The sequence below is a fragment of the Pectobacterium artocarpous genome (genome assembly GCF_046159765.1).
Classification (GTDB): Bacteria; Pseudomonadota; Gammaproteobacteria; order Enterobacterales; family Enterobacteriaceae; genus Pectobacterium.
The window spans coordinates 49270-62595 of record NZ_JBJXVK010000015.1; the positions used below are offsets into that span (position 1 = coordinate 49270).

Annotated in this window: 16 protein-coding genes; 4 read left to right on the forward strand and 12 right to left on the reverse strand. The window is 51.7% G+C overall.

Going from position 1 to position 13326, the window contains the following annotated elements; genetic code table 11:
* The first annotated feature begins 183 nt into the window (after window positions 1–183).
* On the forward strand, window positions 184–957 hold the full coding sequence (locus ACKQAD_RS11270) for a (S)-acetoin forming diacetyl reductase (protein ID WP_409160245.1): 774 nt from the start codon (window positions 184–186) through the stop codon (window positions 955–957).
* 94 nt (window positions 958–1051) lie between these two features.
* Here the strand turns inward: ACKQAD_RS11270 and sspB are convergent, their stop codons facing one another.
* From sspB to zapE, 5 genes are all read right to left on the reverse strand, one after another.
* Window positions 1052–1558 (reverse strand): ClpXP protease specificity-enhancing factor, encoded by a 507-nt coding sequence (sspB, locus tag ACKQAD_RS11275; RefSeq protein ID WP_409160246.1) that lies wholly within the window; start codon window positions 1556–1558, stop codon window positions 1052–1054.
* A 5-nt stretch (window positions 1559–1563) separates the two neighbouring features.
* Entirely contained in the window at window positions 1564–2205 is a 642-nt protein-coding gene (sspA, locus tag ACKQAD_RS11280) for a stringent starvation protein SspA (protein WP_005975503.1), read from the reverse strand.
* Between the two features lie 331 nt (window positions 2206–2536).
* Window positions 2537–2929, reverse strand: coding sequence for a 30S ribosomal protein S9 (rpsI, locus tag ACKQAD_RS11285; protein WP_409160247.1), 393 nt, complete (start codon window positions 2927–2929; stop codon window positions 2537–2539).
* A gap of 15 nt (window positions 2930–2944) precedes the next feature.
* Window positions 2945–3373: a 50S ribosomal protein L13 gene (gene rplM, locus ACKQAD_RS11290; RefSeq protein WP_012773011.1), complete on the reverse strand. Its 429-nt coding sequence runs from the start codon at window positions 3371–3373 to the stop codon at window positions 2945–2947.
* Window positions 3374–3610: 237 nt separating this feature from the next.
* On the reverse strand, window positions 3611–4762 hold the full coding sequence (gene zapE, locus ACKQAD_RS11295; protein WP_409160248.1) for a cell division protein ZapE: 1152 nt from the start codon (window positions 4760–4762) through the stop codon (window positions 3611–3613).
* A 215-nt stretch (window positions 4763–4977) separates the two neighbouring features.
* Between zapE and zapG the strand changes: the two genes are divergently transcribed.
* The 3 genes from zapG (at window position 4978) to degS (ending at window position 8359) form a co-directional block, all read left to right on the forward strand.
* Window positions 4978–5382: a Z-ring associated protein ZapG gene (zapG, locus tag ACKQAD_RS11300; protein ID WP_198997945.1), complete on the forward strand. Its 405-nt coding sequence runs from the start codon at window positions 4978–4980 to the stop codon at window positions 5380–5382.
* Between the two features lie 295 nt (window positions 5383–5677).
* A complete protein-coding gene (gene degQ, locus ACKQAD_RS11305; protein ID WP_409160249.1) occupies window positions 5678–7048 on the forward strand; it encodes a serine endoprotease DegQ in 1371 nt (456 codons plus the stop codon).
* 213 nt (window positions 7049–7261) lie between these two features.
* A complete protein-coding gene (degS, locus tag ACKQAD_RS11310) occupies window positions 7262–8359 on the forward strand; it encodes an outer membrane-stress sensor serine endopeptidase DegS (RefSeq protein ID WP_409160250.1) in 1098 nt (365 codons plus the stop codon).
* Between the two features lie 111 nt (window positions 8360–8470).
* Here degS and murA read toward each other — a convergent pair whose 3' ends face one another.
* From murA to mlaF, 7 genes are all read right to left on the reverse strand, one after another.
* Window positions 8471–9733, reverse strand: coding sequence for a UDP-N-acetylglucosamine 1-carboxyvinyltransferase (gene murA / locus ACKQAD_RS11315; protein ID WP_409160251.1), 1263 nt, complete (start codon window positions 9731–9733; stop codon window positions 8471–8473).
* Between the two features lie 82 nt (window positions 9734–9815).
* On the reverse strand, window positions 9816–10070 hold the full coding sequence (ibaG, locus tag ACKQAD_RS11320; RefSeq protein WP_039304057.1) for a BolA family iron metabolism protein IbaG: 255 nt from the start codon (window positions 10068–10070) through the stop codon (window positions 9816–9818).
* Window positions 10071–10192: 122 nt separating this feature from the next.
* Window positions 10193–10483 (reverse strand): lipid asymmetry maintenance protein MlaB, encoded by a 291-nt coding sequence (mlaB, locus tag ACKQAD_RS11325; protein WP_409160252.1) that lies wholly within the window; start codon window positions 10481–10483, stop codon window positions 10193–10195.
* Between the two features lie 13 nt (window positions 10484–10496).
* Window positions 10497–11126 (reverse strand): phospholipid-binding protein MlaC, encoded by a 630-nt coding sequence (gene mlaC / locus ACKQAD_RS11330; RefSeq protein WP_409160253.1) that lies wholly within the window; start codon window positions 11124–11126, stop codon window positions 10497–10499.
* 12 nt (window positions 11127–11138) lie between these two features.
* On the reverse strand, window positions 11139–11705 hold the full coding sequence (gene mlaD / locus ACKQAD_RS11335; RefSeq protein WP_409160254.1) for an outer membrane lipid asymmetry maintenance protein MlaD: 567 nt from the start codon (window positions 11703–11705) through the stop codon (window positions 11139–11141).
* Between the two features lie 4 nt (window positions 11706–11709).
* On the reverse strand, window positions 11710–12492 hold the full coding sequence (mlaE, locus tag ACKQAD_RS11340) for a lipid asymmetry maintenance ABC transporter permease subunit MlaE (RefSeq protein ID WP_409160255.1): 783 nt from the start codon (window positions 12490–12492) through the stop codon (window positions 11710–11712).
* A 7-nt stretch (window positions 12493–12499) separates the two neighbouring features.
* Window positions 12500–13312, reverse strand: coding sequence for a phospholipid ABC transporter ATP-binding protein MlaF (mlaF, locus tag ACKQAD_RS11345; RefSeq protein ID WP_409160256.1), 813 nt, complete (start codon window positions 13310–13312; stop codon window positions 12500–12502).
* Window positions 13313–13326: the final 14 nt, after the last annotated feature.

The window sequence follows — 13326 nt, forward strand, 5'->3', positions numbered from 1 at the left end:
AACCGATAGCCCCCACACTCTCTCTTTAGAATTTCATACCAGATAAGCTAATAAATCCTTCATCTTTGCACCTAATTTTAAATAATTTTTCGTAATAACCCCTTCAGCATCACGATAAAAGCGTACACTTGTCTAGGACATTTACTTGTCTTTATTGAGATTGGATTTCATTAAGGAGGAACTATGACAGTCGAAGTAGCTCTTGTAACAGGAGCCGGTCAAGGTATTGGCCGCGCGATTGCTCTCAGACTGGCGCAAGACGGCTTTGCCGTTGCCATCGTGGACTACAATCAGGAAACGGCGCGCAGTGTGGCGCAGGAAATCGAAAAAGCTGGCGGACAGGCTATCGCACTACAGGCAGACGTCGCGGATCGTGAGGCCGTTTTCGCTGCCGTTGCCGCAACCAAAAAGCGCTTTGGTGACTTTAACGTCATCGTCAATAACGCCGGCGTTGCCCCCTCAACCCTGATTGAAGACATCACGCCGGAAGTCATCGATCGCGTTTATAACATCAACGTCAAAGGCGTTATCTGGGGCATTCAGGCAGCACTCGATGCCTTTAAATCTCTGGGGCATGGCGGAAAAATCATCAATGCCTGTTCGCAAGCCGGACATGTGGGTAACCCTGAACTCGCCGTCTACAGTTCAAGTAAATTTGCGGTTCGCGGCCTGACACAAACTGCCGCACGCGATTTAGCGCCGCTGGGCATCACCGTCAACGGTTACTGCCCGGGTATCGTAAAAACGCCAATGTGGGATGAAATCGATCGGAAGATCTCCGAATCCGCAGGGAAACCGCGTGGCTATGCGACAGAAGAATTCGCCAAACGTATCACGCTGGGTCGCCTGTCTGAACCAGAAGATGTCGCTGCTTGTGTATCCTATCTGGCCAGCCACGATTCCGACTATATGACGGGGCAATCGCTATTGATTGATGGCGGAATGGTGTTCAGTTAACGGCGTATTTCGCTGACAAATATTTAGCGAACAAATTTATTTAGTGAATAACAAGAATAGAAAAGGGCACCACAGTGGTGCCCTTAAAAATGCATTATTTAACAACCCGCAGCGACGGTCTGCCACCTTTAGGCGGCTGTGGCGGTTCATCATCAGAACCGGAACCATCGTCAGGGGCTTCAGAATCAGGCGGACTCTCGACAATCGACATCACTGTCCCTGAAGAGGGGGCGCCTTCCTGGAAATCTTCAAATTCACCTGCGGATTCTTCGTAAGCAGGTTCCGGCTCAAACATCGTTCCAGCCCCGTTCTCACGTGCATAAATCGCCATGACGGCCGCCATCGGCACGTAGACCTGGCGCGGTACGCCACCAAAACGGGCATTGAAACGAACGCTGTCATCAGCTAACTCAAGGCCACCAACAGCGCGAGGTGCGATATTCAGCACGATCTGGCCGTCACGGGCGAACTCCATCGGCACCATAACACCCGGCAGAGTGACATCTACCACCAAGTGAGGCGTTAATTGGTTATCCAGCAACCAATCATAAAAAGCCCGTAATAAATACGGACGACGCGGAGACAGTTGAGACAACGCCATACAGTTTAACCTCGGGTTTGCAAACGCATTTCACGTTCCACTTCCGTCAGGGAAGCCAGGAACGCATCACGCTCAAAGACGCGTGTCATGTAGCCTTTCAGCTCTTTCGCGCCCGAACCACTCAGTTCAATGCCTAACTGTGGCAAACGCCACAGCAGCGGAGCCAGATAGCAATCTACCAGACTGAACTCTTCACTCATGAAATAAGGCGCTTCGTTGAACACCGGAGCAATAGCCAGCAGCTCTTCACGCAGTTGCTTACGCGCCGCGTCCGCTTCTTGCGCGCTGCCATGAGTAATTTTCTTCAGTAAAGAATACCAGTCGCTCTCAATGCGATGCATCATCAGGCGGCTGTTACCACGCGCAACCGGATAGACAGGCATTAGCGGAGGATGAGGAAAACGTTCATCCAGATACTCCATGATAATACGTGATTCATAGAGCGTCAGTTCGCGATCGACCAGCGTTGGCACGGAACCGTAAGGATTGAGGTCAATAAGATCCTGAGGCAGATTATCCATGTCTACCTGCTCAATCTCGACACTCACACCTTTTTCCGCCAATACGATGCGCACCTGATGGCTAAAAATGTCGGATGGACCAGAAAACAGCGTCATTACCGAACGTTTGTTGGCAGCGACAGCCATGAAAACCTCCAAGTTTATCGAGAAAATATGGCGAATAACCGTGCAGTCAATAACCTGCAAACCGCTATTCGAAATTCTGCTCGCCAATGTGTGTAAACGTCACCGGACAAAATCCAGCGTTTTAAACCGCTACGTGATAGCTGGCACACAGGCATAAAATCGGCGAATAGCTTATCAGATTTTGTTCGTTTTGTGGGGATATAAGCGCAACTTCATCGCTAACATACGGAAAGTAAAGCGTATATTTCGAGGAAATTTATTTTCAGGCATAAAAAACCCGGTGACCAGCACCGGGTTTTTCGCATTGATTTCGCTGCAAAGCAGCAAGAAATTAACGCTTGGAGAACTGAGGACGACGACGTGCTTTACGCAGGCCGACTTTCTTACGTTCAACCTGACGAGCATCACGAGTAACGAAGCCAGCTTTACGCAGTTCGCTACGCAGAGACTCATCATACTCCATCAGAGCGCGGGTGATACCGTGACGGATCGCACCAGCCTGACCAGAGATACCACCACCTTTAACGGTGATGTACAGATCCAGTTTCTCAACCATGTCGACCAGTTCCAGCGGCTGACGAACTACCATGCGGGCAGTTTCGCGACCGAAGTACTGTTCCAGACTACGCTGGTTGATAATGATGTTACCGTTGCCCGGTTTGATGAACACGCGAGCGGCGGAGCTTTTGCGGCGACCAGTGCCGTAGTATTGATTTTCAGCCATTGCCTATAATCCCGATTAAATGTCCAGAACTTGCGGTTGCTGTGCCGCGTGATTGTGCTCGGTGCCCGCGTAAACTTTCAGTTTACGGAACATAGCACGACCCAACGGGCCCTTCGGCAGCATGCCTTTAACCGCGATTTCAATCACACGCTCAGGACGGCGGGCAATCATCTCTTCAAAGGTCGCTTGTTTGATACCACCGATGTGGCCGGTGTGGTGATAATAAATCTTGTCGTTACGCTTGTTGCCAGTTACAGCAACTTTGTCAGCGTTCAGAACGATGATGTAATCACCTGTATCAACGTGCGGGGTGTATTCCGCTTTATGCTTGCCGCGCAGACGACGAGCCAGTTCAGTAGCGAGACGGCCTAAAGTTTTACCGTTCGCATCAACAACGTACCAGTCGCGTTTTACGGTCTCTGGTTTAGCTGTAAAAGTTTTCATTAAAAGCTTACCCAATAATTAGTTACACGTTGGTGAACACCCAAACGCTCGAAAACAGTTGAGGCTCACACGACCATCAAGTCCAGCAAACCTACCCCTTCGAATAGCCATTGCCGGCACTATAAAGTTTTTGGGAAAAAAACTTTGTTGTAACGTGGGGTCGCAAGATTATAGAGAAGTCATTCTCAAAGATCGACCTTTTTTCACACGCAAATGACTAAAAAACCGCAGCCTGCGTTACGCCAAATGGGGCTGTCGCAGGTACTCTTCGCTTTGCATTTCCTGCAAACGGGACAGGCAGCGCTGGTATTCAAATTTCAGGTGTTCTCCCTGATAAATCTCAAACATGGATGCCTGCGCAGAAATGATCAATTTTATGCGGCGCTCATAGCACTCGTCCACCAGCGCCAGAAAACGGCGAGCGGTGTTTTCTTCCTTCGTTTCCATCACCGTCACATTGTGCAGTAGCATCGTATGGTAGAGGCGCGAAAGCGCGATGTAATCATTTTGGCTACGCGCTTCGGTACACAGCGTGTGGAAATCGACCGCCAGCACGCCGTCACTCACGCCAAGTGTCGCCAACGGGCGATGATTGATTTCCAGCACCGGTCCCGGCATCTGCCAGGGTTTCCCGGTCAGGCGGGTAAACATCTGCTGCATCGTGGCATCGGTTTCTTCATTCAGCGGAGACAGATAAAGGTGTGCCTGCGTCAGCGTGCGTAGACGATAATCGATACCCGCATCGACATTACGCACTTCACAATGCTGTTTAATCAGCTCAATCGCAGGAAGAAAACGGGTGCGTTGTAATCCATTGCGGTAGAGATCGTCCGGCGGAATATTTGATGTCGCCACCAGCGCAATGCCGCGGGCAAACAGTGCACGTAGTAGTTCGGCCAGCAGCATTGCGTCGGTAATATCAGAGACGAAAAACTCATCGAAACACAGCACATCGGTTTCGGCTTTAAAGCCATCTGCCACTTTTTCCAGCGGATTTTCCTGCCCCTGAAACTGGTTCAGTTCTTCATGCACTCGCAGCATAAAACGATGAAAATGCAGACGCATCTTGCGCTCAGCAGGCAGGCTGTGGAAAAACATATCCATCAGCCAGGTTTTACCGCGCCCAACGCCGCCCCACATATACAACCCTTGCACGGGGGCAGATGCACGTTTCTCACTCAGTCCCAGCCAGCTACGCCATTTCTTCACGCTGCCGGATGCCCCCGTGTTGTCATCAGCAGCACGTGCGCATAACGCCTGATGTATCGCTTCCAGACGTACAACCGTTTGCCGTTGAACCTCATCCGGTTGATACTCACCAGCGGAAAGCGCCTGCTGATAAAGTGCCAAGGGTGTTGTTTGCTGCCGTGTTGTCTGTGGAGTAGCCATCGCAATCCCTGAGAAAAAAGTTAACCGTGTTTTGCTGTGTGTTGCCATCGATTTAAGCCGTAATCGTCGCAGTTGACAACCTTGATGTCTGCGGTGGGTCAACATTCCCTTCCGTCATCGAGCATCAGGATTCCACTCAGGCAAGGTTAACGGTTATAGTGACTATTATTAAGTGAAAAACCCTACGGGACAACGACGTCAAAATAGGAGCGATTATGACTTGGGAGTATGCGCTGATAGGTTTAGTTGTCGGTATTATTATTGGTGCTGTCGCCATGCGCTTTGGTAACCGTAAGCTGCGGCAACAGCAGGTATTGCAGAATGAGTTGGAGAAAAGCAAAACAGAACTGGAAGATTATCGTCAGGAACTGGTTGGTCACTTCGCCCGCAGTGCGGAGCTATTGGATAACATGGCGGATGACTATCGTCAGCTTTATCAGCACATGGCGAAAAGCTCCAGTAGTCTGTTGCCCCACGTTCCCGGCCAGGATAATCCGTTTAAATATCGTCTGACCGAATCAGAAGCGGATAACGATCAGGCTCCGGTGAACATGCCGCCGCGCGATTACTCCGATGGTGCATCAGGCCTGCTGCGGGGCGAACGCCCGATTCGAAAATAATTCCTTCCCCCCTTAAGTGTGAGGCTTCCGGGCCTCACGTTTTCCTCTCTCTTGTTCTACGCTTAAAGCGCTTGTACGTTTAAGACACGCACCACAGGCTGCTATCGCCCGATGACACAGTATTTTCGATAACACAGTATTCCCACTAACACATTGTATAAAAGCGATAGTTACAATCTGCTGACGAAACAGCAGTGAACTTTACACATTGATCGCCAGTCTGACTCTTCACCGTATCTTTAAGTTTATATATCATCGTTTTATTCATCCGCAGGCCGTGAGAGAGTTAATAACAATGAAAAAAACATCATTATTATTTAGTGCACTGGCAATAAGTATAGGTTTGACCCTGTCCACGCTTCCCGCAGCGAATGCTGCGCTCCCTGCCGTGGTACAAGGGCAACAGACGCCAAGCCTGGCCCCGATGCTGGAAAAAGTGTTGCCAGCCGTCGTCAGCGTGCATGTTGAAGGTACACAGGTACAGCGTCAACGCGTACCGGAAGAGTTCAAATTCTTCTTTGGTCCAAATTTCCCAACGGACAAACAAAGCTCACGTCCGTTTGAAGGGCTGGGTTCCGGCGTCATTATTGATGCTGCAAAAGGTTATGTGCTCACTAACAACCATGTGATCAATAACGCCGACAAAATCCGTGTCCAGCTTAATGACGGACGTGAGTATGAAGCGAAACTGATTGGTCGCGACGAGCAAACCGATATCGCCCTGCTACAACTGAATAACGCCAAGAATCTGGTCGCAGTGAAAATGGCTGATTCCGATCAACTCCGCGTCGGTGATTTCGCCGTTGCCGTGGGTAACCCGTTCGGCCTTGGTCAAACAGCAACCTCTGGCATCATCTCCGCACTGGGACGCAGCGGGCTGAATCTGGAAGGGTTGGAAAACTTCATCCAGACCGATGCATCCATCAACCGCGGCAACTCCGGCGGCGCGTTGGTTAACCTCAACGGTGAGCTGATCGGTATCAACACCGCGATCCTGGCACCAGGCGGTGGGAACATCGGCATCGGTTTCGCTATCCCCAGCAACATGGCGCAGAATCTGGCACAGCAGTTAGTTGAATTTGGCGAAGTCAAACGCGGGCTGCTAGGTATTAAAGGCAGTGAGATGACGTCTGAGATGGCGAAAGCCTTCAAAGTCGATGCACAGCGTGGCGCCTTCGTCAGCGAAGTCTTACCGAAATCTGCCGCCGCGAAAGCGGGTATCAAGGCGGGTGACGTATTGACGACGCTGGATGGTAAACCGATCAGCAGCTTTGCGGAACTGCGGGCGAAAGTCGGTACCACCGCGCCGGGCAAAACCGTGAAAATCGGCCTGCTGCGTGACGGCAAACCACAGGAGGTATCCGTCGTGTTGGATAACAGCTCATCGGCATCAACCAGCGCTGAAACGCTTTCGCCGTCATTGCAGGGGGCTTCTCTGATTAATGGCCAATTGAAAGATGGCAGCAAAGGCGTGCAGATTGATAATGTCGCCAAAGACACGCCTGCGGCGCAGGTTGGTTTGCAAAAAGGCGATATCATCATCGGCGTGAACCGCGAGCGTATTGAAAACATCACGCAGTTGCGCAAGCTGCTGGAAGCGAAACCTTCCGTTCTGGCTTTGAATATCGTCCGGGGCGAAGAAACGATTTATCTGTTGTTACGTTAATCACCTGTCGTTTTTTTTGGCAGTTTAACCAGCCAAAACATCGTTGATGTTAAAAAATTTATGGGAGAAGTTTTTAACGTTGTATCAGTAACAGCCCGTAAGAGTGGCGGCCAGGGACGGCACGCCATAAAAAATCGGACACCGAATCATGCGGTGTCCGAACTTCTCGTGATATCCTCCCCCTACCTCCCTTTTCCACAGTAAATCACGGCCATGCTTGCTAAGTTATTACGTTCAGCACTCTTTGGTGCCCTCGTCGCCGGTATTATTCTGGCCGTACTCCCCTTTATCGAATCTGGCACGTCGTTCCTGAAAAGCAGTGACAGACAGACTGATGGTTCGCCCGTAAGCTACCATCAGGGAGTGAGCCGTGCGGCACCTGCTGTGGTTAACATTTACAACCGGGTTGCCAATCAAGAAAAACCCAGTGAGGTTACTATTCATCCTCTGGGATCTGGCGTCATCATGAATGAAAAAGGGTACATTTTAACCAACAAGCATGTGATTAATAACGTGCAGCAGATCCAGATAGAACTGTCAGATGGCAGGCTGTACGAAGCTCGCGTGATCGGTTCCGATTCTTTGACCGATCTGTCTGTGCTGCAAATTGATGGCGTCAACCTTCCCGTTATTCCGATCAATTCCGACCGCATACCGCACGTCGGCGATGTCGTGATGGCTATCGGCAACCCTTATAATCTGGGGCAAACCGTCACGCAGGGTGTCATCAGCGCGACGGGTCGCGTCAGCCTCAGCGCTTATGGTCAGCAAAGAGGCCAGGTCGGACGCCAAAACTTGCTGCAAACCGACGCCTCCATTAACCACGGAAATTCCGGTGGCGCACTCGTCAATACACTTGGTGAACTGGTCGGTATCAATACCCTCTCTTTTGATAAAAGCAGCAACGGCGAAACGCCGGAAGGCATTAGCTTCGCAATTCCCGTCGCGCTGGCAACCAAGGTGATGGGCAAGCTCATCCGCGATGGTCGAGTGGTGCGTGGCTATATTGGCGTCAACGGTGTACAGCTCGAAAACTTTGAGAACAGTACGTTGACCAACAGCCGTGATGCGCAGGGGCGATTAACCGGTATTCTCGTTCAGACCATCGACCCTGGTGGACCAGCGGATAAAGCAGGTATCCACATTGAAGACGTCATCGTGAGCGTAAACAATAAGCCCGCGCGATCGATTATTGAAACCATGGAGCAGATTTCAGAAATACGCCCCGGCACCGTCATTCCAGTCACCATTGAGCGCGATAATAAGCAAATCACACTACAAATGACGATTCAGGAATTTCCTAACCAATAGCGGTATCCAGAGCGAGTTGATAGACGAGACGATATCAGCGGGTAAACAAGAAGCCGGGTGGGATCCCACCCGGCTGAAAAACATCATAATGAAGACAAATAGCGGAAGCGGTTACTCGTGCTCTTTCACCCGCTCGATGTTCGCACCTAATCCACGCAGCTTGTCTTCGATACGGTCATAGCCACGATCGATATGATAAATACGATCGACTATCGTCACACCTTCCGCGATACAACCCGCTAATACCAGACTGGCCGATGCTCGTAAGTCGGTCGCCATCACCTGCGCACCAGATAGCTTATCAACGCCGTGGCAAATCACCGTATTGCTCTCAATTTCCGCCTGCGCGCCCATACGGATAAGTTCAGGCACATGCATGAAGCGGTTTTCGAAAATGGTTTCGGTAATCACGCCCGTTCCTTCCGCAACCAGATTCAGCAGGCTGAACTGCGCCTGCATATCGGTCGGGAACCCCGGATGCGGCGACGTGCGAACGGTAACGGCTTTCGGACGCTTACCGTGCATATCCAGGCTGATCCAGTCTTCTCCGACTTCGATATCTGCGCCCGCTTCGCGTAGCTTCGCCAATACCGCATCCAGCGTATCAGGACGAGTATTGCGGCAGATAATCTGACCACGAGATACCGCAGCCGCCACCAGGAATGTCCCAGTTTCAATGCGGTCAGGCACCACGCGGTACACACCGCCGCCTAGACGCACGACGCCTTCAATAGTGATTTTATCGCTACCTGCACCGCTGATTTTCGCCCCCAGTGTGTTCAGGAAGTTTGCCGTATCGACAATCTCCGGCTCACGCGCGGCGTTCTCAATAATCGTGGTCCCTTCAGCCAACGTTGCAGCGCTCATGATGGTGACCGTGGCACCGACGCTCACTTTGTCCATCACGATGTGGGCGCCTTTCAGGCGACCATCAACCGTCGCTTTGACATAGCCTTCTTCCAGCACGATTTGCGCACCGAGCTGCTCAAGGCCGTAAATATGCAAATCGACCGGGCGGGCACCAATCGCACAGCCGCCGGGCAGTGACACCTGACCTTGCCCAAAACGCGCCACCAGCGGCCCCAGGGCCCAGATGGATGCGCGCATAGTTTTTACCAGATCATACGGCGCACAGAATACGTTTACTTCGCTGGCATCCACATGGACGGAGCCGTTGCGCTCAACACGCGCACCGAGTTGACTCAACAGCTTCATCGTGGTGTCAATATCGCGCAGCTTCGGTACGTTTTGAATCTCTACCGGTTCTTCTGCGAGCAACGCAGCGAACAGAATAGGTAACGCAGCATTCTTGGCGCCGGAAATGGTCACTTCCCCCACTAAACGGGTTGGGCCCTGAACACGAAATTTATCCATAGTCTTTGTATCTCGATGTCTTAATTCACTATTTCATCACGCTGATACTGGCGATGACTCTCCGCTCACACATGGAGCGTATTTAGAAGCCGTTCAGTTTACGGTCGCGTTGCCACTCTTCTGGCGTATAGGCCTTGATTGACAGTGCGTGAATACGGTTATCCGCGATGTACTCCATCAGCGGCGCATAAACGGCCTGCTGTTTTTTGACTCGGCTCATTCCAGCAAAAAGTCCACCCACCGCGATGACCTGAAAATGGCTGCCATCACCAGAAACATGGGCTTCTTCCAGTGCTAATGCGTTCATCAGCACGTCTTTAATTTCGTTATTTTCCATCGCTCTCGTTTTCTATGTCAGGGGGAGATGATTTAAGGGAAGTATCTTAGATGAATATGGCGCTATCTTAAACAAAGAATGCGCCGATACCTGAAGGGGAAATCAGGCATCAGCGCGACAGGTTAAGACACAGGGATGATTTCATTCAGGTTATAAAGCGCAATGAGCGTTTTTAGCCGATCGCTAGCGCCGACAATCGTTATCTTACCGCCTGAAGGCGGCTGCTGATAAACGTGCATCAGCAAGGCCAACCCGGCAGAATCAACGCGGTTTAACCCCGAGACATCCAGCGCGGTTTTACCCGTGAGCCACACTTCACGCTGTTGCCAGAACGGTAACAGCGTTTCACGATCCAGATCGCCCGTTAACGCCAGCGTGGAGTCCTGCGCCTGCCAGTTCAATGCGTTCGCCATGTTCACACCCAAATTACTTTTTCTGATCCAACGTGATCGTCTGCTTCGCCGAAGACTCCAACTGCTGAGTCAGACCATCAACGCCTTTCTGACGCAATATGGTTGCCCACTCATTTTGCTTCGTGGTGATCATACTGACACCTTCGGCAATCATGTCGTACGCCTGCCAGTTACCGGTTTTGCTGTTCTTACGCCATTGGAAATCCAGACGCACCGGAGGACGACCGCCGTTATCAATGATGGTGACGCGAATAGAAACGATATCGGCATTGCCCAACGGCTGTTCAGGGACGGTCTGGTAAGTCTGCCCGTTATACATCGCCAGAGCCTGGCCGTAAGCCTGCTCCAGATAGGCTTCAAACGCTTTGAAATAGGCATCACGCTGTGCCGGTGTCGCGTCTTTGTAGTAACGCCCCAGCACCAACGCACCAGCGTATCTCACCTGAACATACGGCAGCAGTTCTTCACGTACAACAGTACGCAGATAGTCAGGATTTTGTTTAATTTTTGGTTGCTCGTTCTTTAAACGATCAAATGTTTTTTCCGCCGCTTCATTCATCAAACGATAAGGGTTCGTTTGGTCCGCCGCGTTGGCTAATGGCGCAACCACCAGTAAAGCCACCATCAGTAAACGTTTAAACATGCAGATATCCTCTTATGGATGTGAAGGAACAGGTTCGTTGTTGTGGTCAGAGGTTGACGCAGGATCGGCACCCGGCTCCGTACCCGATTGAGCGGCATTATCTTCGCTATTGCTGCCGCTCTTATATAGGAATTGACCGATGAGATCTTCAAGTACCATTGCTGACTTGGTGTCCTGAATCACGCCGCCATCCTTCAGGATAGTCGTGCCCATTTCTTCATCTTCAAATCCAATGTTCAGCGCCAGATACTGTTCGCCCAGCAAACCAGACGTACGAATGGCCAGAGAACTGGTATCTGGAATATGATCGTAGCGCTGCTGAATATCCATCGCCACGCGCGGCAGGTACGTTTTCTCGTCCAGCGAAATATCCGCCACGCGACCAATGACCACGCCGCCAATTCTGATCGGGGAACGCGCTTTCAGTCCGCCAATGTTGTCAAACGTCGCGTACAGACGGTACGTCGACTCACTCCCTATCGACTTGAGATCGGCCACTTTCAGGCATAAAAAGAGGATGGCAGCCAGCGCGATCAACATAAACACACCAACCCAGACTTCAGTTTTCTTTGTTTGCATCGACTCAGTTCCCAAACATCAGTGCTGTCAGCACAAAATCCAATCCCAATACCGCTAACGACGAGTGCACGACGGTTCGGGTCGTTGCACGGCTAATCCCTTCAGACGTCGGGATCGCGTCATAGCCGTTAAACAGTGCAATCCATGTCACGGTAATCGCAAATACGACACTTTTAATCACGCAGTTCAAGACATCGTGACTCCAGTCAACTGCGCCCTGCATCGCGGACCAGAAGAACCCGCTATCGATGCCTTTCCAGTCAACACCGACTAACCCACCTCCCCAGATCCCCACGGCGACAAAAATGATTGCCAGCAGCGGCATGCTGATTAGCCCCGCCCAGAAGCGCGGTGCGACTACGCGACGTAGCGGGTCAACCGCCATCATTTCCATGCTGGAGAGCTGTTCCGTTGCCTTCATCAGTCCGATTTCCGCCGTCAGTGCGGAACCTGCACGCCCGGCGAACAACAGCGCCGTCACTACCGGACCAAGCTCACGTAGCAGCGACAGCGCCACCATCATGCCCAAACTGGCCTCGGCGCTGTAAGTCGTCAGGATGATAAAACCCTGCAACCCCAGCACCATGCCGATGAACAGGCCGGAAACCACGATGATAAGCAGCGACTGCACACCAACGCTGTAAAGCTGTTTCACCAACAGCGGCCACTGTTTTCTGAATTCGGGTTTCCCCACCAGCGCATTGAACAGCATCAGTCCGGCGCGCCCAAACGCGGCACTGGCAGAGATGCCCTGACGCCCAAGCGACGCCAACGTCCGTAATAACATGACTGCGTTAACCCCCTGAACCTAGCAGCGACGTTTTATAGTCACCCGCCGGAAAACGGAAAGGCACAGGCCCGTCAGCGATACCATCCAGGAACTGACGAACCTGCGGGTCAGTATTCGCCCGCAGTTCATCCGCCGTCCCTTCTGCCACCACCCGCTTGTCGGCCACAATATACGCATAATCGGCGATGCTCATCACCTCTGGTACATCATGAGAAACCACAATGCAGGTCACGCCCAATGCATGGTTCAACTCATCAATGAGCTTCACCAGTGTCCCCAACGTGATCGGGTCCTGACCGACAAAAGGCTCATCAAACATAATCAACTGCGGGTCAAGCGCAATGGCTCTCGCCAACGCCGCGCGCCGCGCCATACCACCGGACAGTTCCGCAGGCATCAGTTCTGACGCACCACGTAGTCCCACCGCCTCCAGCTTCATCATCACGATGCTACGCAGCAGCGATTCCGGCAGCGTAGTATGTTCACGCAGCGGCCAGGCGACATTATCAAACACGTTCAAATCGGTGAATAACGCCCCGGACTGAAACAACATGCTCATTTTCTTACGCGCGTTGTACAGTTCGCTGCGCGACAGTGCCGGGATGTTCTCACCATCAAACCAGATTTCGCCACTGTCAGGCTGTAGCTGCCCGCCAATCAGGCGCAACAGCGTAGTTTTACCGATACCGGAAGGCCCCATGATCGCGGTGACCTTGCCTTTAGGAACATTCAGCGTGATGTCCGTAAAGATCTCTCGCTCTCCGCGCCGAAAGCTAAGGCCCCGGATCTCAACCAGATTAGTTGCCTCATGGTGCATTATTTCCATTCCTT

Excerpts from the sequence above, each read along its gene's own strand:
- ACKQAD_RS11270 (WP_409160245.1), top strand. The coding sequence starts at position 184 with ATGACAGTCGAAGTAGCTCTTGTAACAGGAGCCGGTCAAGGTATTGGC.
- sspB (WP_409160246.1), bottom strand. The coding sequence starts at position 1,558 with ATGGCGTTGTCTCAACTGTCTCCGCGTCGTCCGTATTTATTACGGGCT.
- sspA (WP_005975503.1), bottom strand. The coding sequence starts at position 2,205 with ATGGCTGTCGCTGCCAACAAACGTTCGGTAATGACGCTGTTTTCTGGT.
- rpsI (WP_409160247.1), bottom strand. The coding sequence starts at position 2,929 with ATGGCTGAAAATCAATACTACGGCACTGGTCGCCGCAAAAGCTCCGCC.
- rplM (WP_012773011.1), bottom strand. The coding sequence starts at position 3,373 with ATGAAAACTTTTACAGCTAAACCAGAGACCGTAAAACGCGACTGGTAC.
- zapE (WP_409160248.1), bottom strand. The coding sequence starts at position 4,762 with ATGGCTACTCCACAGACAACACGGCAGCAAACAACACCCTTGGCACTT.
- zapG (WP_198997945.1), top strand. The coding sequence starts at position 4,978 with ATGACTTGGGAGTATGCGCTGATAGGTTTAGTTGTCGGTATTATTATT.
- degQ (WP_409160249.1), top strand. The coding sequence starts at position 5,678 with ATGAAAAAAACATCATTATTATTTAGTGCACTGGCAATAAGTATAGGT.
- degS (WP_409160250.1), top strand. The coding sequence starts at position 7,262 with ATGCTTGCTAAGTTATTACGTTCAGCACTCTTTGGTGCCCTCGTCGCC.
- murA (WP_409160251.1), bottom strand. The coding sequence starts at position 9,733 with ATGGATAAATTTCGTGTTCAGGGCCCAACCCGTTTAGTGGGGGAAGTG.
- ibaG (WP_039304057.1), bottom strand. The coding sequence starts at position 10,070 with ATGGAAAATAACGAAATTAAAGACGTGCTGATGAACGCATTAGCACTG.
- mlaB (WP_409160252.1), bottom strand. The coding sequence starts at position 10,483 with ATGGCGAACGCATTGAACTGGCAGGCGCAGGACTCCACGCTGGCGTTA.
- mlaC (WP_409160253.1), bottom strand. The coding sequence starts at position 11,126 with ATGTTTAAACGTTTACTGATGGTGGCTTTACTGGTGGTTGCGCCATTA.
- mlaD (WP_409160254.1), bottom strand. The coding sequence starts at position 11,705 with ATGCAAACAAAGAAAACTGAAGTCTGGGTTGGTGTGTTTATGTTGATC.
- mlaE (WP_409160255.1), bottom strand. The coding sequence starts at position 12,492 with ATGTTATTACGGACGTTGGCGTCGCTTGGGCGTCAGGGCATCTCTGCC.
- mlaF (WP_409160256.1), bottom strand. The coding sequence starts at position 13,312 with ATGCACCATGAGGCAACTAATCTGGTTGAGATCCGGGGCCTTAGCTTT.